This is a genomic window from Sphingomonas sp. M6A6_1c (genome assembly GCF_053345135.1).
This window is the reverse complement of record NZ_JBKEZO010000006.1, coordinates 345,094-366,228: the sequence shown is the minus strand read 5'-3', so window position 1 is coordinate 366,228 and position 21,135 is coordinate 345,094. Positions and strand designations below refer to the sequence as shown.

The window sequence follows — 21,135 nt, the reverse complement described above, 5'->3', positions numbered from 1 at the left end:
GGGGCGCCGTTCGAAGGGGGAACGGCAGTCATGAACATCTGGAGCAGCGGCCTGTTGGCCGCGGGGCTGGCGGCGGCGTCGCCCGCCGTCGCCGCGCCATCCTCGGCGGCGGACGACCGCCCGCCACCGACCGGATTGGGGCAGGACATCGTCGTCACCGGCCGCGCCTCGCCGGCACCGAAGGGCGCCGACGACCGCTACCAGCCGACCCCCGACGCTTCGACGCTACGCTCCGCCGCGCCGCCGCTCGACACGCCGCAGGCGGTCAACATCGTTCCCGCGCAGGTGATCCGCGACCAGCATCCGCGCTATCTCGACGACGTGCTCGCCAACGTCAGCGGCATCACCCAGGGCAATACGCTCGCCGCGACGCAGGATACCGTCCTCAAGCGCGGCTTCGGCGGCAATCGCGACGGATCGGTGATGCACAACGGCATGCCGCTGGTGCAGGGCCGCGGCTTCAACGCCGCCGCGCAGAGCGTCGAGGTGTTGAAGGGGCCGAGTTCGCTGCTCTACGGCATCATGGACCCGGGCGGGGTCATCAACATCGTCAGCCGCAAGCCGCTGCTCGCGACGACGGGCTCGGTGGCATTGACCGGATCGAGCTATGCCGCGGGCCGCGCCGGGCTGCAGGCGACCGTCGACCTGACCGGGCCGATCGCCCGCAACCTTGCCGCGCGGATCGTGCTCGATCATCAGGACGAGGATTATTGGCGCGTCTTCGGCACCCGCCGCGACACGTTGGTCGCGCCATCGCTCGGCTGGTACGGCGCCACGACGCAGGCGGTGCTGTGGTACGAATATCGCCGCTTCTCCTATCCGTTCGATCGTGGCACCGCGCTCGATCCGCGCACGCTGACGCCGCTGGCGATCCCGCGGCGCCGCCGGCTCGACGATCCCGTCAACCGGATGTGGGGCGACAGCCACCTCGTCCAGCTCGCGGTCGATCACCAGTTCGGCGACGGCTGGGCAGCGCATCTCGCCGCCAGCTTCAACGGCGAGCGCTATGACGCCGGCCAGTTGCGCGTCACCGGCCTCGACCCCGCCAAGGGCGCGCTGACCCGCAGCAACGACGCCACCCGCGGTGCGCTCGCCACCGACGCCTATGTCCAGGCCTATGCCGACGGCAGTTTCGCCCTCTTCGGCGCCGAGCATCACGTGATCCTTGGCGTGGAGGGCGAATACCGCCGCTATTTCCGTCGCGATCTGATCCGGCAGAAGGTGCGTTACGGCTTCAACGTCCTGCGGCCGGTCTATGGCCGCGAGCCATTCCCGACCGCGGTTTCGCCGAGCGACAGCGACCAGACCGACCGGCTCCACAACGTGTCGCTGTTCGGACAGGATGCGATCCACCTCGGCGACCGCTGGATCGTCACCGCCGGCGGTCGGCTGATCGGCTTCCGCCAGCAGGCGGGCAAGGGGCGGCCGTTCGTCACCAACACCGACCTCGATGGCTGGTCGTTCGTGCCGCAGGCGGGGCTGGTGTGGAAAGCGGCGGACGTCGTCTCGCTCTACGCGAGCTACACGCGCTCGCTGAAACCCAATTCGACCGTCGCGCCGCTCGACGGCGGCGCCGTCATCACTTCCGCCATGCCGCCCGAGCGCGGCCGCTCGTACGAGGTCGGTGCCAAGCTCGACCTGCCCGACCGTATCACCGCGACGCTCGCGCTCTACGACATCGACAAGCGCAACGTGCTGGTCCGGCAGTTCGACGCGCAGACCGCGCTCACCGTCTATCGTACCGCGGGCCGCGCCGCCTCGCGCGGCATCGAGCTCGACGTTGCGGGGCAGGTGACGCGGGCGTTCAGCCTCATCGGCAGCTACGCCCACACCGACGCCCGCACCAAGGAGGACCCGGTGTTCGCCGGCCGCGCGCTCGCCAATGTCGCGCGCGATATGGGCTCGCTGTCGTTCGCCTATGACGTCGGTGCGCTGGCGGGCGACGACCGGCTGCGCTTCGGCGGCGGCGGGCGCTTCGTCGGGCGACGACCGGGGGACAACGCCAATGCCTTCTGGCTGCCGGCGTATACCGTCGTCGACAGCTTCGTCAGCTACGACACGATCCTCGCCGGGCGGCCGGTCGCGTTCCAGTTCAACCTCAAGAACGTCTTCGACCGCACCTATTACACCTCGGCGCTCAACACCTTCGGGGTGGCGATCGGCGACCCGCGTCGCGCGATCGGCACCGTCCGGTTCGCGCTGTGACGGGGGCGTTTCGGTAGGCGGTCGCGTCAAATCGCCGGCGATCGTCGAGGCGTTTACGAGGCTTGGCCGTTCGCCCCGAGAAAGCCTTCACCCCGGACTCGCTCCGGGGCCCCCCCGAGCCGCAGGCGCATGGCTTGAGCCTGAAGCCTCGCTCCCCGCCGCAGAGTGGACCTCGGAACAAGTCCGAAGTAACGGAAGGGGGGGCTGTAACCAGCCGCCAGCGCCCATACGGGCGCCGGCGGCGGCGGATCAGTTGGTCTTCACCGCGACCTTGCGGTCGCCGTTCGAGCTGACCGAGGTTTCGCGGACGACCTTGTGCGTCACCGTCTTGTGGCCGACCTTGACGCCGAGCACCTTCTTGGGACGGTGAGTCTTGCGCTTGCTGGTCTCGGTGACCTTGGTCGTCGTGGTGGCGACGCCGTCATGCACCTTGGTGTCGTGATCGACCTTCGTCTCGCGAACGGTCTGCGCCATGGCCGGGGCGCCGCAGGTGAGGGCGAGGGCGGCGGCGACGGCGATATGCTTGAGTGTCATCTCATGTCCTTCCGAATGCGCCCGGCACCCGCACGGGGCCGGCCGACCCGCATCAACTCCGCGCCCGACGATCGGTTCATTACCGTTTCGGACTATTCGCTGGCGTTCAAAGGGGCGAGCGACGATCACGCCGCTTTGGCGCGCAACAGCGCCGCGCCGAAGCCGAGGAAGATGATCCCGGTGATACGGTTGAACGCGCGCTTCACCGCCGGCCGGGCGAGATGCGCCGACAGCGAGCGGCCGCCCATCGCATAGACGCCGTACCAGAAGCATTCGACCGCGGCGAAGGTGACCACCAGGATCGCGAATTGCGGCCCCTGCGGCGCGCTGCGCGTGACGAACTGCGACAGGAAGGCCGCGGCGAACAGCAGCAGCTTGGGGTTGCTGATGCCGATCGCGAAGCCGCCGCGGAACAGCGCGGCGAGCGACACCGTGCGCGGCAGTGCGCCCGCGCCGACGTCGATCGGCGCGACATCGGCGCGCCACGCCTTGATGCCGAGGACGATCAGATAGGCGACGCCGGCATAGCGCAGCACCTCGAACGCTCCGGGTAGCGCAAGTAGCAGCGTGGTCAGTCCCGCGGCGGAGGCCGCGAGCACCAGCACCAGCGCGGTCAGGCACCCCGCCATCGCCGCGACGCTGCGCCGCGCGCCCAGCGCGACGCTGCGCGAGAGGATATGGAGCATGTTCGGTCCCGGCGTCCCGCACAGCAGGAACACCGCGCCGACGAACAGCCACCAGCCATGAAGCGTCACGTCATCCTCCTCATCATGCCGATCGCTACAGCGTCCAGTCCATCTGCAACCACAATTTGCGCGTGTCGGTGGCGAAGCGGTCGGCGCGATAGTCGGCGTAGCGCAGGCTGGCGACGGTCCGCCCGATCCTGGCCTGCGCGAGCAGGTCGATCTCGTTACCGTAATGCCGCACCGGCCGGTCGCTTTCGAAGCGATGATAGACCGCCTGCACGCTCACCGCCTTCAGCCTGCCGAGCTGCTGCCAGCCCCAGCCGGCGCTGCCGTAGAGGTCGCGGATGCCGTCGGTGGGTGTCGTGGTCAGTTTGTCGGCCCAGCCCTGGAACTTGAACACCGAGGCGAGCGGCGTCTGGAAGCTCGCCAGCGTCGCGCCGCGGCTGCGCCCGTGTCCCGCGCCGAGCACCTCATAGCCCACCCCCAGTTTCGGCCCGGCGAGATCGAGCCCGACGTCCGCCAGCCAATAGTCCGCGGCATAATCGTTGGGGTTGCGGTGATAGTCGGACTGCCGCGCATGGCTCGCGGTCCATGCCAGCGTCGCCTTGCCGAAGCCGTGCGACCCCGCCAGCCGCGCGCCATAGGTCTGGCTCGACAACCGATATCCCTGGACGATCGCCTCGTCCTGATCGACCAGATAGGCGAAGCCGGCGAGCGTGCCGACCGGCGTCGCCACCCCAAAGGTCGCGAAGACGTTGTCGCCGCCCACCGCCTGCTGCCGCGCGCCCGCGCCGTCGATCCCCCACACCGTCCGCACGCCCCAGGCGTAGGTGACGTCGGCCTTGACGCCCTCGATCGGCGTCAGCTCGGTCCGCACCGCGTCGAAGCTCTGGCCGTTGTTGCGGAATGCGGCGGCGCCGACGAAGCGCTCGTCGTCGAGCTGAATGCGCTGGCGGCCGGCGGTGACGGTCAGCGCGTCGCTCCGATATTGCATCTGCGCCCGATAGAGCGCGACATTCTGGGGATCGCCGATCTGCGGGCGCAGGGTCGCCGGCCCGAGCCCGTCGTAATAAGTCCCGACGATCGCCAGATTACCCTGCGCCTCGGCCAATGCGCTCCAATGCCCCGCGCGCGCCTGCAATCCCGCACGGACGCGAACGGTGACCGCATCCGCATCATCGGGCAGGCCCTCCTGCTCGACATGCTCGTGCCGCAGCCGCGCCTCGATGAGCGGGGTCAGCGTCTGCGCCGCCGCCGGCCCCGCCGACACCACGGCGACGGACAGCAACGACAGATTGAAGATCAGGCGCATCTTAAGTTCGGAACCCCCCTCGGCCACGCCCCCCGGCGCGCCTCCCACGTCCTTCCTAGCTTCCCCCTGCCGCGCGCAACAGGAAATCGCGAAAGCCCAGCAAAGAAAGTGACTTACCCGCCGCGCGCGCGAGACAATCGCCGAACTGTGCCATTGCCCGCCAATACGGCTTCAAACCGTTAGATTTCCAACATTTGTTAACGTCTTACGCCCAAGGTCGATGCTCGTCGGGATGATAGTGGGTCGGGGATGTTCAAGAGCCTGTTGCGTGAGCGTCGGCGTGCGATGGCAGTGCACGGGCTGGATCGCTTGGAGACGTCGGCGGACCCGGCGTTCGACCGGTTCGTCGGTGCCGCCGCCTCGGCCTTCCATGCGCCGATCGCGGCGCTGTCGCTGATCCATCATGACATGCAGGCGATCAAGGCCGCGCGCGGGATCGCGTTGCGCTGCATCCCGCGACAGTCCGGGTTCTGCAGCTTCGCGCTCGATCGGGACGGCGTGCTGGAATGCTGCGCCGCGCTCGACGATCCGCGCTTCGCGACCCTGCCCGGCGTCGTCGGCGAGCCGTATATGCGTTATTATATCGGCGCGCCGCTGCGGCTGCTGAGCGGGGTCGACGTCGGCGCCTTGTGCGTCGTCGACACCGTCGAGCGGCCGCCCGCCTCGGCCGATCAGAAGGCCTATCTGCTCGGGCTGGCGCGGCAGGCGTCGCTGGCGCTGGAGGCGCGGCTCGATATCCTAGGTAACGCCGCATGATGCGGGTCGTCGCGTGTATCGCGCACGATCACGACCTGCGGCTGGTCGCGCTGGCGCTGGCGGTGGCGCTGCTCGGCTCGGTGGCGACGTTGCAGACCTTCCGCCGCATCGCGCTGGCGCCCGGCCATAGCCGTACCGGGTGGATCGGGCTCACCGCGGTCGGCATCGGCACGATGGTGTGGGCGACGCATTTCGTCGCGATGATGGCCTATCGCGCCAGCGCGCCGGTGGTGCTCGATCCGCTGCTGACGCTCGCCTCGCTGCTCGCGGTGATCGTGCTCGCGGCGCCGGGGCTGGCGATCGCGGCGCGGCGGCGGCTCGCGGCGCGCTTCGGCGGCGGCGCGATCGTCGGGATCGCGATGACGATCATGCATTATCTCGGCATGGCCGCCTATCGCGTCGACGGCATCGTCCATTGGGACGCGCGCTATGTCGCCGCCTCGCTGGTCTGCGCGATGCTGCTGTCGGGCGCGGCGTTCGCGATGTTCACGCGGCGGCGCGGCTGGCGCAACGTCGGCGCGGCGGCGACGCTCGCGCTGGCGGTGGCGACGCTGCACTTCACCGGCATGGCGGCGCTGTCGATCACCGCACTGGCGCTGGGCGAAGGCCTGTCCGACGTGACGATGACGACGCTGGCGATCACCACCGCGGTCGCGGCGATGATCGTCATCGGCGGCGCCGCGGTGAGTGCGCTGATCGACGGGCATACGCAGGGTGAATCGTACCGGCGGCTGCGGCGCATGGCGCTGCACGACGCGCTGACCGATCTGCCCAACCGGATGCACTTCACCGAGGAGCTGGAGCGGCGCTTCCGCATCGACGGCGGCTATCACCGGCTCGCCGCGGTGATGCTCGATCTGTCGCGGTTCAAGGTGGTCAACGACACCTATGGCCATCAGGCCGGCGACCAGTTGCTGATGGCGCTGGCGGCGCGGCTGATCGCGCAACTGCGCCCCGGCGAATGTATCGCGCGGCTGGGCGGTGACGAATTCGCCGCGATCATCTCCTACGATGCCGGCGAGGAACTCGACGCTTTCCTGCTGCGGCTGCGCGGCGCATTCGACGCACCGTTCGTCTTCGACCGCTTCACCGCGACGATCGACGCCAATATCGGCGTCGCGCTGGCGCATCACGACGGCTTCGATCCCGATGCGCTGCTCGCCAAGGCCGATCTGGCGATGAGCCGCGCCAAGGCGGTGCGGTCGCCGGAACCGTGCTTCTACGACGCGCAGATGGACGAGGCGGTGCGCGCCCGCCGCGAGCTGGTGACCGACCTGCGCGCCGCGGTCGAGGCGGAGGCGTTCGAGCTCCATTATCAGGTCCAGGCGTCGGTCGAGACCGGCGAGATCACCGGTTACGAGGCGCTGGTCCGCTGGAACCACCCGACTCGCGGGCGGATCGCGCCGTTGGTGTTCATCCCGCTGGCCGAAGAGAGCGGCGAGATCGTGCCGCTGAGCATCTGGATCCTGCGCCAGGCGTGTTTCGAGGCGGCATTATGGGCCAACCGGCACGTCGTCGCGGTCAATTTGTCGCCCAAGCACCTCGCCGACCCGCGGCTGGTCGAGACGGTGGCGGCGGCGCTCGCCGACAGCGGCCTGCCGCCCGAGCGGCTGGTGCTCGAACTCACCGAAAGCGCGATCATCCACGATCGCGCTTTCGCGCTCGATCAATTGCAGGCGCTGAAGGCGATGGGGATCGGCATCGCGCTCGACGATTTCGGCGTCGGCTATTCCTCGCTCGACGTGCTGCGATCCTTCCCGTTCGACCGGATCAAGCTCGATGCTTCCTTCGTGTCGGAGATCGACCATGACGATCAGGCGGTGTCGATCCTGCGGTCGGTGGCGGCGCTCGGCCGGACGCTCGGCATGTCGGTGCTGGCCGAGGGGATCGAGCAGCCCGCGCAATTGTCGATCGTGACGCGCGAAGGCTGTTCGGCGATCCAGGGCTATCTGATCGGCAAGCCCGCCCGCACGCTCGTCGACCCCGGCGAGGTACGGCAGGCGATGCTGCTCAAGCCGCGATCGCTCGCCCCGGGGGTCGCCGCGACGGGGTGAGGGGGCGTTCGCTCCGACCGTCGGGTTGGTGGCATCAACCGCAGGCAGAGTTGCGATGCGGTCCCGTTCGTTTTGACCGACCGAACGAACGGAAGCGTTGGCAATCCCCCAGCCGACCGGACCTGTGTCGCGATCCGATCCCGTTTTCTTCTGTCGGGCGAACGTCGCAAACCAGTAAGCCTACCGCTTCTTGCGACACGCATCCGAGCAATAGACGACCGAGTCCCAATCGCGTACCCATTTCTTGCGCCACGCGAAGGGGCGCTCGCACGCCGGGCAGATCTTGGTCGGCAGATTGCCCTTGGCGACGCCGTTGGGCATCAGCGCGGCTGCGCGTCGAGGAACGTCTCGACCGCGGCGAGATCGACCGTCTTGTCGAGATAGGTCCGGCCGATGCCGCGCGCGAGCAGGAAGGGCAGCGTCCCGGCGGCCATCTTCTTGTCGTGGCGCATATGCTCGACCAGCGTCGCGCCGCTCGCGGCGATGCCGGCGGCGGCGAGGCCTTCGGGCAGACCGACGCTGCGGAAATGCGCGGCGACGCGGCCCGCGTCCTGGCCGGGGCCGATACCCTGCGCCGCCGAGAAGGCGAAGGCGAGCGAACAGCCGGCGGCGACGCCTTCGCCATGGATCAGTTTCTGCGAGAAGCCCGCTTCGGCCTCCAGCGCATGGCCGAAGGTATGGCCGAGGTTGAGCAGCGCGCGGGTGCCGTTGGTCTCGTGCTCGTCGGCGGCGACGATGCGGGCCTTGGCGGCGACGGCATGCGCGATCGCATAGTCGCGCGCCGCCGGGTCGCCGGTGAGCAGCGCGGGGCCGTTCGCCTCGCACCATTCGAAGAAGGCGGGATCGTCGATCAGGCCGTATTTGACCACCTCGGCATAGCCGGCGCGGACCTCGCGCAGCGGCAGCGTGTCGAGCAGCGACGGGTCGATCAGCACCAGCGCGGGCTGGTGGAAGGCACCGATGAGGTTCTTGCCGGCGCGGGTGTTGATCGCGGTCTTGCCGCCGACCGAACTGTCGACCTGCGCGAGCAGCGTGGTGGGGATCTGGACGAAATGGCAGCCGCGCTTGAGGATCGCGCAGGCGAAGCCGACGAGGTCGCCGATCACGCCGCCGCCCAGCGCCACGACATGGTCGCCGCGCTCGACCCCGAGGTCGAGCAACCGGTCGCACAGGCCGGCGAGATGCTCCCAGCTCTTGGTCTTCTCGCCGGGCGGCAGGACGATCGCCTCGCTCGTCACCCCGGCGGCGGCGAGCACCTGCTGCAACGTGTCGGCGTGGGGGCGGACGTTCTCGTCGGTGACGATCGCCATCGTCCGGCCGCGCGCGAGCGGGGCGAGATGATCGGCGGCGCGGGCGAGCAGCCCGGCCTCGATATGGATCGGATAGCGGCGCTCGCCGAGTTCGACGGTGACGGTCGTCATGCCGCGTGCCGCCCGTGGCCGATCGCCTTGAGGATCGCGTTGACCGTGGTCTCGTGCGGCGCGGTGTTGCTGGTGATGTGGATATGCGCCTCGGCGTAGATCGGGTTGCGGATGGCGGCGAGATCGGCGAGCACCCGGCGCGGGTCCTTGCCGCGCAGCAGCGGGCGGGTATCGCGGCGGCCGACGCGTTCGGCGAGCACGTCGGGGTGCGCGCGCAGCCAGATCGCGGTCGCTTCGGCGAGGATCAGCGCCCGCGTCTCGTCGTTGATGAAGGCGCCACCACCGGTGGCGATCACCTTGGGCGTGCCGTCCATCAGCCGCTGGATGACGCGGCGCTCGCCGTCGCGGAAATAGGCCTCGTCGAACCGTTCGAAGATTTCGGCGACGCTCATCCCCGCCGCCTCCTCGATCGCGACGTCGGCGTCGACGAAGGGCAGGCGCATGCGGCTCGCCAGCCGGCGGCCGACGGTCGACTTGCCGACGCCCATCAGCCCGACCAGCACGATCGGCTTGGCGGGATCGTGACGGACGGGGCCGACAGCCGGGGGATGAGCGCTTTGCAACATGGAATGGAGCGCTATACAGCGGGTCAGGACGGGGCAAAAGCTCCGCGTCCGCCTTTTACGTGTCCTAAGGTACGGTATGTCTCGCTTGGTCCTCTCCGTCATCGTGCTCCTCGTCGTGGTCGTCGGCGGGCTGTTCCTGCTCGCCGGTCGCGCCTCGGAGCGGCCGCAGACCCATGTCGAAAAGGCCGTGACGCTTGCGAACCTCAGCTAAGGCGCAGGCCTTGCGTGTTTCGAGGGCGTCGGCGTCGCGATGAGCGAACCGGCTGCTCCAGCCACGCCGTCGCCCCGGACCCGTTCCGGGCCGGACGGTGCCGCGGGAGCGACGAACCCCTCGCTTGCTGAACGGGAGATGCCGGAACGGATCCGGCATGACGGGGGGAAAGTGGCAAAGCGATCGCACCACAGGCATGTACGCATGCGCCGGCTGACGCGGGGCGTCGCCGCCGTCGCGATCGCGGCTGCAGCGGTCGCGGGTTATGCGCAGGAACGGCCCGAATCGATTCTGCCGCCGGGCTTCGGCGAGCCGGCACCGGCGCCCGCACCCTCGCCGCGCGCGACGGCGAGCGCGCCACGCGGCGCGCCGACAGCGGCGAGCCTGCTGCCCGCGCCGGCGCCCGCCCCGACCGGGCTGGTCCAGCCGTTGCCGTCGGATTTCCCTACTGCCGCCGCGAGCGCCACACCGAGCCCGACGCCGACGGTCGATCCGGCGGTGCTCGCACAATATGAGATGCCGCTGTCGGCACGCCGCTCGCTCGACCGGGTCGGGCCGGCGGGAGAGCGCGAAGGCGCGCTCGCCGCCGACGCGTTCGGGCAGGCGAACGGGCGCTATGTCGAGGCGTTGATGCGCCGCGTCGCCGCGCCGCTGCCGTCGCGCTGGCTGTCGATCGCACTGCGGCGCGCGCTGGTCGCGCAGCTCGATACGCCGGCCGAGGTCAACGGCGCGGACTTCGCCGCGGAGCGGGCGTGGCTGCTGCTGCGGATGGGCGAGGCGGTCGGCGCGCGCGCGGTGGTGCAGAGCGTCGACAATGCGGGCTATACGCCCAAACTCTATCAGGTCGCGATGAACACCGCGCTGGCGACCGGCGATCCGGCCGAGCTGTGCCCGATCGCCGATGCCGCGCTCGCCGCGACGCACGAGCGGGGCTGGACGCTGGCGCAGGCGATGTGCGCCGGTCTGTCCGGCGAGGCCGCGCGCGCCAAGGCGCTGGTCACCGCGGCGCGCAAGCGCAACGTCGCGACCGGGATCGACCTGCAACTTGCGCAGAAGGTGGTCGGCGCCGGCCCGGGCGGCGGGCAGGCGGTGACGATCGAATGGGCGGGGGTGGATACGCTGACCGCGTGGCGGTTCGGGCTCGCCGCGGCGACCGGGGTGACGATCCCCGAAACGCTGTTCGCGACGACCGGGCCGCAGGCGCGCTATTGGTATGCGCTGTCGCCGAGCATCGCGATGGCCGAGCGGCTGCCCGCGGCGGAAGCGGCGGCGGGGCAGGGGGTGCTGTCCGCGGCGGCGCTCATCGATCTGTACGGCGCGCTCGATGCGGCCAACGACACGCCGGCGCCGGTGGCGGCGTCGATCAACGACCTGCGCACCGCTTATGTCGGCGGCGACATGGATACGCGGCTGACCGCGCTGCGTGCCTTGTGGGGGACGACGCCGGCCTATCCGCGGCTGGTGCTGACCGCGCGCGCCGCGGCGCGGCTGCCGGTGCGCACGGGTATCGCCGATGCGCCGCAGCTCGTCGCATCGATGCTGACCGCGGGGCTCGATCGCAGCGCGGCGCGCTGGCGGGCGGCGGTCGACGAGGGCGGCGATGCCTGGGCGATGATCGCGCTCGCCGACCCCGATAGCGGCGGGCGGCTGAGCTATCGCCAATTGTCCTCTTATGCCGGGCGCGGCGATGCGGCGCTGAAACAGCGATTGTTCTTCGCCGGGCTCGCCGGGCTTGGCCGTCTGTCGCCCGAGGATATCGAGCGCGCCGCGGCGGCGCTCGACGTGCGGATCGGCGCGGAGAACAGCTGGACGCGGGCGATCGACCGTGCCGCCGCCGATGGCCAGCCGGGCACGGTCGTGCTGCTCGCCGCGATCGGCATGCAGACGCCGCAATGGCGCGGCGTGCCGCCGGCGATGCTCTATCGGATCGTCAGCGCGCTGCGCGCGGTCGGGCTGGAGGGCGAGGCGCGGATGATCGCTGCCGAGGCGCTCGCACGCGTGTGAGCAACGGCGACCGCGCGCTGATCGAGCGGTTCCTCGAAATGCTCGCTGCCGAGGCGGGCGCGGCCGCGAATACGATCGCCGCCTATCGCAGCGACCTGACGCTCGCTTCGGCCTCGGTGCCGGGCGGGCTGGTCGCGGCGGATGCTGCGCAATTGCAGGCGCTGGCGGAGGAGTGGCGCGCGCTGGCGCGCAGCACCGTCGCGCGCAAATCGGCGGCGTTGCGGCGATTCTACGCCTTCCTCGCCGACGAGGGGCATCGCGCCGACGATCCGGGCAAGGCGCTGCCGCGGCCGGGTGCGGCGCGGTCGCTGCCCAAGGTGCTCGGCCATGGCGACGTCGAGCGGCTGTTCGCCGCGATCGCCGAGCGCCTCGGGGTCGAGCGGCCGCTGCCCAACGACCTGCGGCTCGCGGCGCTGGTCGAATTGCTCTACGGATCGGGGCTGCGCGCGACCGAGCTGGTCAGCCTGCCGCGCAACGCGGTCCACCCCGACCGGCCGTATCTCATCCTCAAGGGCAAGGGCGGGCGCGAGCGGCTGGTGCCGCTGTCGGATCGTGCGCGCGCCGCGGTGGCGGCGTGGCGCGGGCATGTCGCGGTCGATCGCTTGTGGCTGTTCCCATCGGGCAAGGGGCATCTGTCCCGCATCCGTTTGTACCAGTTGATCAAGGCGTTGGCGGCGGAAGCGGGCATCCCGCCCGACCGGGTCAGCCCGCACGTCCTGCGCCACGCCTTCGCGACGCATCTGCTCGCCGGCGGTGCCGATCTGCGCGCGTTGCAGTCGATGCTCGGCCATGCCGATATCGCGACCACCGAGATATATACGCACGTCGATGCCAGCCGGCTGGTCGAGCTGGTCAATGCGCGTCATCCGCTCGGTGATCCCGGGCGCGTTGACGGACGCGCGCGTCGCCCGTAACCCGCGCACCATGGCGAGCTTCCTCGAATTTGAAAAACCGATTGCCGAACTGCAGGGGCGGATCGACGAATTGCGTGCGACCGCGGCGGACGGCACGATCGACATCGCGGCCGATCTGGCGCGGCTGCAGGCCAAGTCGGACAAGCTGTTGCGCGATACCTTCGCCAAGCTGACCCCGTGGCAGAAGACGCAGGTCGCGCGGCATCCCGAGCGGCCGCATTTCAAGGACTATGTCGCAGGCCTGTTCGACGAGTTCGTGCCGCTGGCGGGCGACCGCGCCTTTTCGGACGATCAGGCGATCATGGGCGGCTTCGCGACCTTCCGCGGCCGCAAGGTGATGGTGATCGGCCACGAGAAGGGATCGGACACCGCGACGCGGCTGCGCCACAATTTCGGCATGGGCAAGCCCGAGGGCTATCGCAAGGCGATCCGGCTGGTCGAGATGGCGAGCCGATTCGGCCTGCCGGTGGTGACGCTGGTCGACACGATGGGCGCCTTCCCCGGCATCGAGGCGGAGGAGCGCGGCCAGGCCGAGGCGATTGCGCGCTCGACCGAGGCGTGCCTGGCGGCGGGCGTGCCGGTGATCGCGGCGATCGTCGGCGAGGGCGGCTCGGGCGGCGCGGTGGCGCTGGCGGCGGGCAATCGCGTGCTGATGTTCGAACACGCCATCTATTCGGTCATCAGCCCCGAAGGTTGCGCTTCGATCCTGTGGCGCACCGCGGACAAGGCGGCCGATGCCGCCGAGGCGATGCGCGTGACCGCGCAGGACCTCAAGACGTTCGGCGTGATCGACACGATCGTCCCCGAGCCGCTGGGCGGCGCGCATCGCGACCCTGCCGAGGCGATCCGCGCGCTGGGCGATGCGCTCGACGAGGCGCTGGCCGCGCTCGACCACCGCGATGCCGCGACGTTGCGGCAGCAGCGGCGCGAGAAGTTCCTGGCGATGGGCCGGCTGTAGGCCGGACGTGAAAAGGGCGGCGGAACCGCAGTTCCGCCGCCCTTCGCATAAATCCTACCCGAAGGTTGGATCAGGTCGCCGACATGTTCGACGAGACGTTGTTGAACGTGGTCTTCAGCTTGTTGCCGAGGCCCTGCATCGCGGCGATGGCGGCGACGGCGATGAGCGCTGCGATCAGGCCGTATTCGATGGCGGTCGCGCCCTTGCTGTTCTTGATGAACTTGCGAATCGTCTGCATTCCGGTCTCCATAATCAACACTTCAGTCACCCGGCTGAACCGGTGAACCGGAGCAGCAGGGCGGAAATACCCGGAGCAAGGTTGCTAAACGTTTAAACCAGTTTAGCTTTTTTCCAGCGCCGGGTCAGCCGGCGTTGACCACCTTGGTGCTGACCTGCTGCCAGACGTCGGTATTGGCCCTGGCGACCTGTTTGAGCGCGACGATCATGACGATGACGATCAGCGCGACGATCAGGCCATATTCGACCGCGGTGGCACCCCGCGAATCGCGCCGCAGATCGGCCGCCGTGCGGCGCCGGCGTCGGCGGCGAAGGGGCGTGTGGCCTGTCATAGCCCGGCAACTAATTGGAGAGGTTTAAGGAATGGCTGACGACAGGTCCGAAACGACGGCGATCCCGGTGCGGCTGATGCCGGTCGTCGCGGCGGCGCTGATCGACGCCGACGGCCGCGTGCTGCTTCAGCGCCGGCCGCCGGGCAAGCAGATGGCCGATCTGTGGGAGTTTCCTGGCGGCAAGATCGAGCCCGGCGAGACGCCGGAGGCGGCGCTGGTCCGCGAGCTGGCGGAGGAACTGGCGATCGGCGTCGATCCGGCGGCGCTGGTGCCACTGACCTTCGCCAGCGCCGGCCTCGGCGAGCGGCATCTGCTGCTGCTGCTCTACGTCGTACGCCGCTGGCAGGGCGTGCCGCAGGCGCTGGAGGCGAGCGCGCTCGCCTGGGTCGCGCCGGCGGCGATGCGGTCGCTGGCGATGCCGCCCGCCGACGTGCCGCTGGTCGCGATGCTGGAGCAATTCCTGCAAATCGGCGGTTGACGGTCCGGGCAAAACCGATCATCAGCCGCCCTCCCGCGTCGAGGCCCGATGGCGGAGTGGTGACGCAGAGGACTGCAAATCCTTGCACCCGGGTTCGATTCCCGGTCGGGCCTCCAATCGCGGTTATGCGGTTTCCGACATCTTCACCCGCGCCGCGTCGCGCGGCAGCAGCATCGGCCGCATCCGCAGGCCGAGGCAGATCACCGTCGGCCAGAAGAGCGTGTTGAGGACGTCCGAGGTGGTGTCCTCCCACCGCCACGAGCCGAAATTGAGCCGGTCCATCACTTCGTTGAACGCCTCGGCGAGGACGACGAACGACCAGGGCACGAAGCTGCCGAGCGAGCGGCGGGTGAGCAGCCGGGCGATCATCAGCACCGCCATGCCGGCGTGGATGTGGAGGATCGTATCGGGAAGGCCGGTGCCGTCGCCGATCCAGTCGATGAATCTGTGATAGGTCGCAGGAAGCATGCCGCGCCCCATACGGACTGTGCCCGGCGCTGGCCATCCGTTCCGCCGCAGGGCAATACATCCGCGTCCGCTTGGCGCGGCGCATCGCGCGCGATACAAGCCGGTCAGTCACGAAGTGTATTGCGCAGCTAATACGGTTGTGCGAGAGGGATCAGCATGAATATCAGCGTCGACACCATCCAGCACGATTCCACCGATATGGCGGTGATGCGGCAGGCGATGGTCGCCAGCCAGCTGCGCACCAACGCGGTCAGCGACCAGCGCGTGCTGGTGGCGATGAACACCGTGCCGCGCGAGACGTTCGTCCCGGCCGAATCGCGCAGCCTCGCCTATCGCGACACCGCGCTGCCGGTCGCCGGCGGCCGCGCGATCAACCTGCCGATGGTCACCGGGCGGCTGCTCACCGAAGCCTATCTGGAGAAGGGCGACCGCGCGCTGCTGATCGGCGCGGCGGGCGGCTATACCGCGGCGCTGCTCGCGCAGATCGTCGCCGAGGTGGTCGCGGTCGAGCAGGATGCGGCGCTCGTCGCGCTGGCGCGTGCGGGCCTGGCCGGGCTGTCGAACGTCGATTTGGTCGAAGGTCCGCTCACCGCCGGCCATGCCCACAACGCGCCCTACGACGTGCTGATCGTCGACGGCGCGGTCGAGCATCTGCCCGAGGCGCTGATCGCCCAGGTCAAGACCGGCGGCCGCGTCGTCACCGGGCTGATCGAACATGGCGTGATCCGCCTCGCCAGCGGCCGCAAGACCGAGGGCGGCTTCGGCCTGTCGCCGTTTCTCGACTGCGATTGCGTCGTGCTGCCCGGCTTCGCGACGCCACAGGGTTTCAAGTTCTAGACAATGACAAACGGGGGGATGATGCGGGGATTGTTGCTGGGGCGCACCGCGCTGGTCGGGATCGCCGTGCCGGTGATGTTCGGTCTCGCCGCGCCGGCGGGTGCGGAGACGCTGCGCGAGGCGCTCGCCAAGGCCTATGCATCCAATCCGACGCTGACCGGTCAGCGCGCCGCGCAGCGCGCCACCGACGAGAACGTGCCGATCGCGCGCTCGAACGGCATCCCCGGCGTCAACGTGAGCGGCTCGCTCACCGACAATTTCCTGCAGGCGAACAACAATTTCGCCAATCCGGAACGGACCGCGGCGACGTCGCTCAACCTCTCGGTGCCGATCTTCCAGGGCGGTGCGGTGAAGAACGCGGTGCGTGCCGCCGAGACGCGCGTCGACGCCGGCCGCGCGACGCTGCGCGGCACCGAGGCGAGCACCTTCACCAACGTCGTCGCGGCATACATGAACGTCATCCGCGACGAGGCGATCACCTCGCTCAACCAGCAGAACGTGCGGGTGCTCGAGGTCAATCTGCGCGCGAGCCGCGACCGGTTCCAGGTCGGCGACCTGACCCGTACCGATGTCGCCCAGTCCGAGGCCCGGCTGGCGCTGGCGCGCGCGCAATTGCAGCAGGCGGAGGCGCAGCTGATCTCCAGCCGCGAGACCTACATCCAGATCGTCGGCACGCCGCCGGTCGCGCTGGAGGAACCGCCGGCGCTGCCCAATCTGCCCAATGCCCCCAATGCGGCGATGAGCGTCGCGCTCAACAACAATCCGAACCTGATCGCCGCGCGGCGTCAGGCGGACGCGACGCGCTATGACGTCAACGTCGCGCGCGCCAACCGGCTGCCGCGCCTGTCGGTCGTCGCGGGGCCGAATTATTTCAATTATCTCCAGACGCTTCCTGCCGGTTCGGGCCTGCCCAATTCCGGCACCGCCGCGTCGGCAGGGCTCCAGGTCACGCTGCCGCTGTTCCAGGGCGGCCGCCCCGCCGCGCAGATCCGCCAGGCCGAGGCGCTGCGCGGCCAGTCGCTGGAGAATGTCACCGCCACCGAGCGCGCGGTGATCTCGCAGGTGCGGTCGGCCTATGCGGTCTGGCAATCGTCGCAGCAGGTGATCGCCTCGTCGGAGACTGCGGTCAACGCCAACAAGCTGAGCCTGGAAGGCGTCCGCGCCGAGAACAGCGTCGGTACGCGGACGATCCTCGACATCCTCAACGCCGAGCAGGAATTGCTCAACAGCCAGGTGACGCTGGTGAGCGCGCGTCGCGACGCCTATGTCGCCGGCTTCGCGCTCCTCGCCGCGATGGGCAATGCGGAGGCGCGCGACCTCGGCCTCGACGGCGGCGCGCTGTACGATCCGACGGTCAATTACAAACGGGTGCGCAACCGGATCAGCGATTACGGCAGCGACGGCGAGCCGGTGCCGGTGGCGGTGTCGACCGCGCAAACGCCGGCACAAAATGCTGCCGTTGCGAAGCCGAGCGACCCTTTGCTCAATACGCCGGTTGACAGGAGCCCCGGCTTGACGACAGGTGCTGCATCGCCAAGCCGCCAATAACGGCGTCGAAAAGGGTAAGGACGTCAGGATCATGGGGGATATGAGCGCGGAGCCGTCGATGGAAGAGATCCTGTCGTCCATCAAACGCATCATCGCCGAGGAAGGCGAGGGCACGCAGGCGCGCTCGCGCCGGACGCGCACCCAGCCGCAGCCGATCGAATCGGAAGCGGCCGAGGTGCTCGAACTGAGCGATCCGATGCCGTCGCTGCACGCGCCGATCCCGGAGCCGCAGCCGCAGCCCCATTTCGAACCCGAAGCCGAGCCGACGCCCGCGCCTCAATCGCAGGCGCAACCGCAACCCGCCCCTTCGCCGCAACCGACGCGCGCCACAGCCGTTCAGGCGCCGATGTCCGAGGAACCGATCCTGTCCAACCGTGCCGCCGCCGCCAGCCTGGGTTCGCTGGAAACGCTGAGCAAGCTGCTCGTCAAGCCCGAGCCCGAGAGCGAAGGCACGCTGGAGGGTCTGGTGCGCGAGATGCTGCGCCCGATGCTGCGCGAGTGGCTCGACGCCCACCTGCCCGAGATGGTCGAGACGATGGTCGCGCGCGAGATCGCCAAGATCACGTCGCAGATGCGCTGAGGGTTTCCCTTCGCCCGATATCCGTCATCCCCGCTTGGGCGGGGATGACGGTCGATGCCGGATGCATGGCAGGCGACGCCCGTTGCTCAACAACGGACTTATGCCTAACCTCCGCGGCATGAGACATCTGTTCGCCGCGAGCCTGCTCGCCACCGTCGCGGCCGTTGCCGCACCCGCCGCCGCCCGCCAGCTCACCATCGACGATGTCGCCTCGCTCAGCCGGATCGGCGCGCCGACCGTTTCCGCCGATGGCAAATGGATGGTCTGGGCGCAGCGCGAGACCGATCTCGCCGCGAATCGCGGGCGCTACGACCTTTGGCGGCTCGACCTGTCGCGCAAGGGCGCGAAGCCCGAGCCGCTGGTCGCCGAGCCCGACGTCAACGAGAACGATCCGCAGATCGTCGGCAGCATCGTCTACTTCAGCTCGAACAAGGGCGGCGACGACGCAATCTGGTCGGTACCGGTCGCGGGCGGGTCGCCGAGCAAGCTGACCGGCTTCCAGGGCGGCTTCGGCGGGTTCAAGGTCGCGCCGACCGCGGACCGCATCCTCGTCTGGGCGGACCGCAAGCCCAATGCGCCGAGCCTCGCGCCCGCGCTCGAGAAGAAGGATCCCAATGCCGGCGAGGGCCGCGTCTACGACAAATTGTTCGTGCGGCATTGGGATAGCTGGGTCGACGGCAGCCATTCGCAGCTCTTCGTGCTGCCACTGACCGCGGCCGGAGCGCCGGGCGACGGCGTCGGCATCGAACATGGCCTCGACGGCGACACGCCCTCGCGCCCATTCGGCGGCGGCGAGGAGGTGTCGTGGAGCGCCGACGGCAAGACCGTCTATTTCGCGCTGCGCGTCGCCGGCACGACCGAGCCGCTGTCGACCAACCTCGATATCTGGTCGGCGCCCGCGGACGGGTCGGCCGCGCCGGTCAACCTGACCGCCGCCAATCGCGCCACCGACACGCTGCCGACGGTGTCGCCCGACGGGCGCAGCCTCGCCTGGGTGGCGATGAAGCGGCCCGGCTTCGAGGCGGACCGGCAGGTGCTGATGCTGCGCGATCTTGCCAGCGGGCAGGTGCGCGCGCTGACCGAAGGCTGGGACCGGTCGGTGTCTTCGGTCGCCTGGTCGCCCGATTCGAAGCGCATCTACGTCACCGCGCAGGACACGCAGGAAAACCCGCTGTTCGCGGTCGATCCGGCGAGCGGCAAGGTGACGCGGCTGACGCAGCAGGGCCATGTCTCCGCGGTGGCGGCGACGCCGAAGGGCGCGGTGATCGCGCTCAACAGCCTGACCGCGCCCGACGATTTCTACGCCGTCGCCGGCAGAAGCAAGCCGGTGCGGCTGACCCAGGTCAATGCGACCAAACTCGCCGGCATCGACATGCCGGGCGTGACGCGGTTCAGCTTCACCGGTGCCAACAACGACACGGTCTGGGGCTATGCGGTCAGGCCGGCGGGCAGCACGGGCAAGGTGCCGGTCGCCTTCATGGTCCACGGCGGGCCGCAGGGATCGAGCGACAACAGCTGGTCGTATCGCTGGAACCCGGCGGTGTTCGCCGGCGGCGGCTATGGGCTGGTCGCGGTCGATTTCCACGGCAGCACCGGCTACGGCCAGGCGTTCACCGACGCGATCAGCAACAATTGGGGCGGCTGGCCGCTCGATGACCTGAAGGCGGGGCTCAAGGCCGCGACCGACAGATTCGGCTGGCTGGACGGGAGCCGTGCCTGCGCGCTCGGCGCGTCGTACGGCGGCTATATGATGAACTGGATCGAGGGCCAGTGGCCCGACCGCTTCAAGTGCATCGTCCAGCACGACGGCGTCTTCGATGCGCGCGCGATGGCGTATGAGACCGAGGAATTGTGGTTCGACGAATGGGAACATGGCGGCAAGGCCTATTACGAGGACCCCGCCGCGTTCGAGAAATGGAACCCGGTCAATTACGTCCGGAACTGGAAGACGCCGCAACTCGTCATCACCGGCGAGAAGGACTTCCGCATTCCCTATACGCAGGGCATCGCCGCCTTCACCGCGCTCCAGCGCCGCGGCATCCCGTCGCGCCTGCTGGTCAATCCGAACGAGAACCATTGGGTGCTGAAGCCCGACAATTCGCGGCAATGGTATCGCGAGGTGCTCGGTTGGATGGACCGCTGGACGGCGAAGTAGCGCTTTGCGCGAGCGCCCGGGCGGCCTATATCGACGGTGGAGAAAACGATGACCAAGCCGAAGCCTGTTCGTCCGAGCGATTTGCCGACCAAGCGCGTCCGCGCATCCGATGGGACGATCATCCAGATGAAGGTCGTGCAGGCCGACAGCACGACCTTCGCACAGGATATGTTGGCGGCGTTCCGCTCCAACGTGCGCCGGATCAAAACCGAGCAGCGGAAACGCGCGCGTGCCGAGCAAGACGCCGCGCAGGCCTGAACGGCCGATATTTTGGATTGTCGCCGGCCCGAACGGCAGCGGCAAGAGCTCGCTATACAACAGGACCGATATCGAAGGCTGGGGCTGATCCGTCTGGACCATCAACCCGGACCTGCTGACCGCGAAGATCGCCGAGGTCGAGGGCTTGCCGACGGAAGCGGCGAATCTTGCGGCAGTCCAGCGCGTCGAGCAATGGCTCGAGGCATCGATTGCCGCTTATCAAACGATCGGTGTCGAGACCGTCCTGTCATCGCCGAAATATCGGCGGCTGGTCGAAATGGCCAGACAACGCGGCTTCGAGATCAGAATGATCTATGTCGTCCTCGATACGGTCGACTTGCAACTCTCCCGCATCCGCAATCGCGTGTCGGAGGGTGGGCACGACGTTCCCGCCGATAAGGTGGCCGCGCGGCGGCAGCGTTCGTTTCGAGAACTGGCCTGGTTCGCGCACCACGTCGACGAATGCCTCATCTTCAACAATTCCACCGGGGAGCCCGCGCTAATCGCCCAGAAGATGGCGAGGCTGATGATCTGTTGGGATGATTTGCCCGTCGACATGTATGCGCCGCTGGACGAGGGCGGGGTGATCCTGACGACGGATTTGAGCGACTTGGACTGACG

General features: G+C 69.1%; 23 protein-coding genes and 1 tRNA gene. 15 read left to right on the top strand and 9 right to left on the bottom strand.

The features are described from left to right. Nucleotides 1–30: 30 nt before the first annotated feature. Nucleotides 31–2,205 carry a TonB-dependent siderophore receptor gene (locus tag ACLBWH_RS15020; RefSeq protein ID WP_447799677.1) on the top strand — a complete coding sequence of 725 codons (2,175 nt, stop codon included), beginning with the start codon at nucleotides 31–33 and terminating at the stop codon, nucleotides 2,203–2,205. A gap of 249 nt (nucleotides 2,206–2,454) precedes the next feature. On the opposite strand, the gene ACLBWH_RS15015 is transcribed toward ACLBWH_RS15020, so the two are convergent. The 3 genes from ACLBWH_RS15015 to ACLBWH_RS15005 form a co-directional block, all read right to left on the bottom strand. After that, the gene (locus ACLBWH_RS15015) at nucleotides 2,455–2,739 is read right to left on the bottom strand and encodes a hypothetical protein (RefSeq protein ID WP_322849658.1); all 285 of its coding nucleotides are present in this window, start codon (nucleotides 2,737–2,739) and stop codon (nucleotides 2,455–2,457) included. Nucleotides 2,740–2,864: 125 nt separating this feature from the next. Further along, nucleotides 2,865–3,494: a LysE family translocator gene (locus ACLBWH_RS15010; RefSeq protein WP_447799676.1), complete on the bottom strand. Its 630-nt coding sequence runs from the start codon at nucleotides 3,492–3,494 to the stop codon at nucleotides 2,865–2,867. Between the two features lie 25 nt (nucleotides 3,495–3,519). After that, nucleotides 3,520–4,737 (bottom strand): hypothetical protein, encoded by a 1,218-nt coding sequence (locus tag ACLBWH_RS15005; protein ID WP_447799675.1) that lies wholly within the window; start codon nucleotides 4,735–4,737, stop codon nucleotides 3,520–3,522. A 249-nt stretch (nucleotides 4,738–4,986) separates the two neighbouring features. Here ACLBWH_RS15005 and ACLBWH_RS15000 point away from each other — a divergent pair, with 249 nt between their 5' ends. Both ACLBWH_RS15000 and ACLBWH_RS14995 read left to right on the top strand, forming a co-directional pair. Further along, nucleotides 4,987–5,493: a GAF domain-containing protein gene (locus tag ACLBWH_RS15000; RefSeq protein WP_447799674.1), complete on the top strand. Its 507-nt coding sequence runs from the start codon at nucleotides 4,987–4,989 to the stop codon at nucleotides 5,491–5,493. Next, a complete protein-coding gene (locus tag ACLBWH_RS14995; RefSeq protein WP_322849655.1) occupies nucleotides 5,490–7,547 on the top strand; it encodes a putative bifunctional diguanylate cyclase/phosphodiesterase in 2,058 nt (685 codons plus the stop codon). The genes ACLBWH_RS15000 and ACLBWH_RS14995 overlap by 4 nt, the downstream gene beginning before the upstream one ends. A 180-nt stretch (nucleotides 7,548–7,727) precedes the next feature. On the opposite strand, the gene ACLBWH_RS14990 is transcribed toward ACLBWH_RS14995, so the two are convergent. From ACLBWH_RS14990 to ACLBWH_RS14980, 3 genes are read right to left on the bottom strand one after another with little or no spacing between them, the layout of a single operon-like run. Continuing rightward, a complete protein-coding gene (locus tag ACLBWH_RS14990) occupies nucleotides 7,728–7,868 on the bottom strand; it encodes a DUF2256 domain-containing protein (protein ID WP_447799673.1) in 141 nt (46 codons plus the stop codon). Further along, nucleotides 7,868–8,968 carry a 3-dehydroquinate synthase gene (aroB, locus tag ACLBWH_RS14985; RefSeq protein ID WP_447799672.1) on the bottom strand — a complete coding sequence of 367 codons (1,101 nt, stop codon included), beginning with the start codon at nucleotides 8,966–8,968 and terminating at the stop codon, nucleotides 7,868–7,870. Before aroB ends, ACLBWH_RS14990 begins: the two co-directional genes overlap by 1 nt. After that, complete coding sequence (locus tag ACLBWH_RS14980; protein ID WP_447799671.1) at nucleotides 8,965–9,534, bottom strand: shikimate kinase; 570 nt, start codon at nucleotides 9,532–9,534, stop codon at nucleotides 8,965–8,967. Before ACLBWH_RS14980 ends, aroB begins: the two co-directional genes overlap by 4 nt. Nucleotides 9,535–9,610: 76 nt before the next feature. Between ACLBWH_RS14980 and ACLBWH_RS14975 the strand changes: the two genes are divergently transcribed. The 4 genes from ACLBWH_RS14975 to ACLBWH_RS14960 all read left to right on the top strand — a co-directional run bounded on the left by ACLBWH_RS14975 (nucleotide 9,611) and on the right by ACLBWH_RS14960 (nucleotide 13,621). Beyond that, complete coding sequence (locus ACLBWH_RS14975; protein ID WP_322849650.1) at nucleotides 9,611–9,745, top strand: hypothetical protein; 135 nt, start codon at nucleotides 9,611–9,613, stop codon at nucleotides 9,743–9,745. A 204-nt stretch (nucleotides 9,746–9,949) separates the two neighbouring features. After that, nucleotides 9,950–11,749: a hypothetical protein gene (locus tag ACLBWH_RS14970; protein WP_447799670.1), complete on the top strand. Its 1,800-nt coding sequence runs from the start codon at nucleotides 9,950–9,952 to the stop codon at nucleotides 11,747–11,749. Beyond that, complete coding sequence (locus ACLBWH_RS14965; RefSeq protein ID WP_447799669.1) at nucleotides 11,746–12,663, top strand: tyrosine-type recombinase/integrase; 918 nt, start codon at nucleotides 11,746–11,748, stop codon at nucleotides 12,661–12,663. Before ACLBWH_RS14970 ends, ACLBWH_RS14965 begins: the two co-directional genes overlap by 4 nt. 10 nt (nucleotides 12,664–12,673) lie before the next feature. Continuing rightward, the gene (locus tag ACLBWH_RS14960; RefSeq protein ID WP_322849782.1) at nucleotides 12,674–13,621 is read left to right on the top strand and encodes an acetyl-CoA carboxylase carboxyltransferase subunit alpha; all 948 of its coding nucleotides are present in this window, start codon (nucleotides 12,674–12,676) and stop codon (nucleotides 13,619–13,621) included. Nucleotides 13,622–13,691: 70 nt separating this feature from the next. On the opposite strand, the gene ACLBWH_RS14955 is transcribed toward ACLBWH_RS14960, so the two are convergent. Together ACLBWH_RS14955 and ACLBWH_RS14950 are read right to left on the bottom strand one after the other, a co-directional pair. Then, nucleotides 13,692–13,859, bottom strand: a complete 168-nt coding sequence (locus ACLBWH_RS14955) for a Flp family type IVb pilin (protein WP_322849647.1) — start codon at nucleotides 13,857–13,859, stop codon at nucleotides 13,692–13,694. A gap of 124 nt (nucleotides 13,860–13,983) precedes the next feature. Continuing rightward, entirely contained in the window at nucleotides 13,984–14,190 is a 207-nt protein-coding gene (locus ACLBWH_RS14950) for a Flp family type IVb pilin (protein WP_322849646.1), read from the bottom strand. A 31-nt stretch (nucleotides 14,191–14,221) separates the two neighbouring features. On the opposite strand from ACLBWH_RS14950, the gene ACLBWH_RS14945 reads away from it, so the two are divergent. Continuing rightward, nucleotides 14,222–14,668, top strand: a complete 447-nt coding sequence (locus ACLBWH_RS14945) for a (deoxy)nucleoside triphosphate pyrophosphohydrolase (RefSeq protein ID WP_447799668.1) — start codon at nucleotides 14,222–14,224, stop codon at nucleotides 14,666–14,668. Between the two features lie 42 nt (nucleotides 14,669–14,710). After that, a tRNA-Cys gene (locus ACLBWH_RS14940) sits at nucleotides 14,711–14,784 on the top strand. Between the two features lie 7 nt (nucleotides 14,785–14,791). Here the strand turns inward: ACLBWH_RS14940 and ACLBWH_RS14935 are convergent. Next, complete coding sequence (locus ACLBWH_RS14935; RefSeq protein WP_322849644.1) at nucleotides 14,792–15,136, bottom strand: hypothetical protein; 345 nt, start codon at nucleotides 15,134–15,136, stop codon at nucleotides 14,792–14,794. 156 nt (nucleotides 15,137–15,292) lie between these two features. On the opposite strand from ACLBWH_RS14935, the gene ACLBWH_RS14930 reads away from it, so the two are divergent. From ACLBWH_RS14930 to ACLBWH_RS14905, 6 genes are all read left to right on the top strand, one after another. Further along, the gene (locus ACLBWH_RS14930; protein ID WP_447799667.1) at nucleotides 15,293–15,973 is read left to right on the top strand and encodes a protein-L-isoaspartate O-methyltransferase family protein; all 681 of its coding nucleotides are present in this window, start codon (nucleotides 15,293–15,295) and stop codon (nucleotides 15,971–15,973) included. Between the two features lie 18 nt (nucleotides 15,974–15,991). Next, a complete protein-coding gene (locus ACLBWH_RS14925) occupies nucleotides 15,992–17,521 on the top strand; it encodes a TolC family outer membrane protein (RefSeq protein ID WP_447799666.1) in 1,530 nt (509 codons plus the stop codon). A 58-nt stretch (nucleotides 17,522–17,579) separates the two neighbouring features. Next, a complete protein-coding gene (locus ACLBWH_RS14920; protein ID WP_447799665.1) occupies nucleotides 17,580–18,101 on the top strand; it encodes a DUF2497 domain-containing protein in 522 nt (173 codons plus the stop codon). Nucleotides 18,102–18,219: 118 nt separating this feature from the next. After that, the gene (locus ACLBWH_RS14915) at nucleotides 18,220–20,256 is read left to right on the top strand and encodes a prolyl oligopeptidase family serine peptidase (protein ID WP_447799664.1); all 2,037 of its coding nucleotides are present in this window, start codon (nucleotides 18,220–18,222) and stop codon (nucleotides 20,254–20,256) included. Between the two features lie 48 nt (nucleotides 20,257–20,304). Beyond that, a complete protein-coding gene (locus ACLBWH_RS14910; RefSeq protein ID WP_322849639.1) occupies nucleotides 20,305–20,514 on the top strand; it encodes a hypothetical protein in 210 nt (69 codons plus the stop codon). Between the two features lie 100 nt (nucleotides 20,515–20,614). Next, a complete protein-coding gene (locus ACLBWH_RS14905; protein WP_447799745.1) occupies nucleotides 20,615–21,133 on the top strand; it encodes an AAA family ATPase in 519 nt (172 codons plus the stop codon). Nucleotides 21,134–21,135: the final 2 nt, after the last annotated feature.

Excerpts from the sequence above, each read along its gene's own strand:
- ACLBWH_RS15020 (WP_447799677.1), top strand. The coding sequence starts at position 31 with ATGAACATCTGGAGCAGCGGCCTGTTGGCCGCGGGGCTGGCGGCGGCG.
- ACLBWH_RS15015 (WP_322849658.1), bottom strand. The coding sequence starts at position 2,739 with ATGACACTCAAGCATATCGCCGTCGCCGCCGCCCTCGCCCTCACCTGC.
- ACLBWH_RS15005 (WP_447799675.1), bottom strand. The coding sequence starts at position 4,737 with ATGCGCCTGATCTTCAATCTGTCGTTGCTGTCCGTCGCCGTGGTGTCG.
- ACLBWH_RS15000 (WP_447799674.1), top strand. The coding sequence starts at position 4,987 with ATGTTCAAGAGCCTGTTGCGTGAGCGTCGGCGTGCGATGGCAGTGCAC.
- ACLBWH_RS14995 (WP_322849655.1), top strand. The coding sequence starts at position 5,490 with ATGATGCGGGTCGTCGCGTGTATCGCGCACGATCACGACCTGCGGCTG.
- ACLBWH_RS14990 (WP_447799673.1), bottom strand. The coding sequence starts at position 7,868 with ATGCCCAACGGCGTCGCCAAGGGCAATCTGCCGACCAAGATCTGCCCG.
- aroB (WP_447799672.1), bottom strand. The coding sequence starts at position 8,968 with ATGACGACCGTCACCGTCGAACTCGGCGAGCGCCGCTATCCGATCCAT.
- ACLBWH_RS14980 (WP_447799671.1), bottom strand. The coding sequence starts at position 9,534 with ATGTTGCAAAGCGCTCATCCCCCGGCTGTCGGCCCCGTCCGTCACGAT.
- ACLBWH_RS14975 (WP_322849650.1), top strand. The coding sequence starts at position 9,611 with ATGTCTCGCTTGGTCCTCTCCGTCATCGTGCTCCTCGTCGTGGTCGTC.
- ACLBWH_RS14970 (WP_447799670.1), top strand. The coding sequence starts at position 9,950 with ATGCGCCGGCTGACGCGGGGCGTCGCCGCCGTCGCGATCGCGGCTGCA.
- ACLBWH_RS14960 (WP_322849782.1), top strand. The coding sequence starts at position 12,674 with ATGGCGAGCTTCCTCGAATTTGAAAAACCGATTGCCGAACTGCAGGGG.
- ACLBWH_RS14955 (WP_322849647.1), bottom strand. The coding sequence starts at position 13,859 with ATGCAGACGATTCGCAAGTTCATCAAGAACAGCAAGGGCGCGACCGCC.
- ACLBWH_RS14950 (WP_322849646.1), bottom strand. The coding sequence starts at position 14,190 with ATGACAGGCCACACGCCCCTTCGCCGCCGACGCCGGCGCCGCACGGCG.
- ACLBWH_RS14945 (WP_447799668.1), top strand. The coding sequence starts at position 14,222 with ATGGCTGACGACAGGTCCGAAACGACGGCGATCCCGGTGCGGCTGATG.
- ACLBWH_RS14935 (WP_322849644.1), bottom strand. The coding sequence starts at position 15,136 with ATGCTTCCTGCGACCTATCACAGATTCATCGACTGGATCGGCGACGGC.
- ACLBWH_RS14930 (WP_447799667.1), top strand. The coding sequence starts at position 15,293 with ATGAATATCAGCGTCGACACCATCCAGCACGATTCCACCGATATGGCG.
- ACLBWH_RS14925 (WP_447799666.1), top strand. The coding sequence starts at position 15,992 with ATGATGCGGGGATTGTTGCTGGGGCGCACCGCGCTGGTCGGGATCGCC.
- ACLBWH_RS14920 (WP_447799665.1), top strand. The coding sequence starts at position 17,580 with ATGGAAGAGATCCTGTCGTCCATCAAACGCATCATCGCCGAGGAAGGC.
- ACLBWH_RS14915 (WP_447799664.1), top strand. The coding sequence starts at position 18,220 with ATGAGACATCTGTTCGCCGCGAGCCTGCTCGCCACCGTCGCGGCCGTT.
- ACLBWH_RS14910 (WP_322849639.1), top strand. The coding sequence starts at position 20,305 with ATGACCAAGCCGAAGCCTGTTCGTCCGAGCGATTTGCCGACCAAGCGC.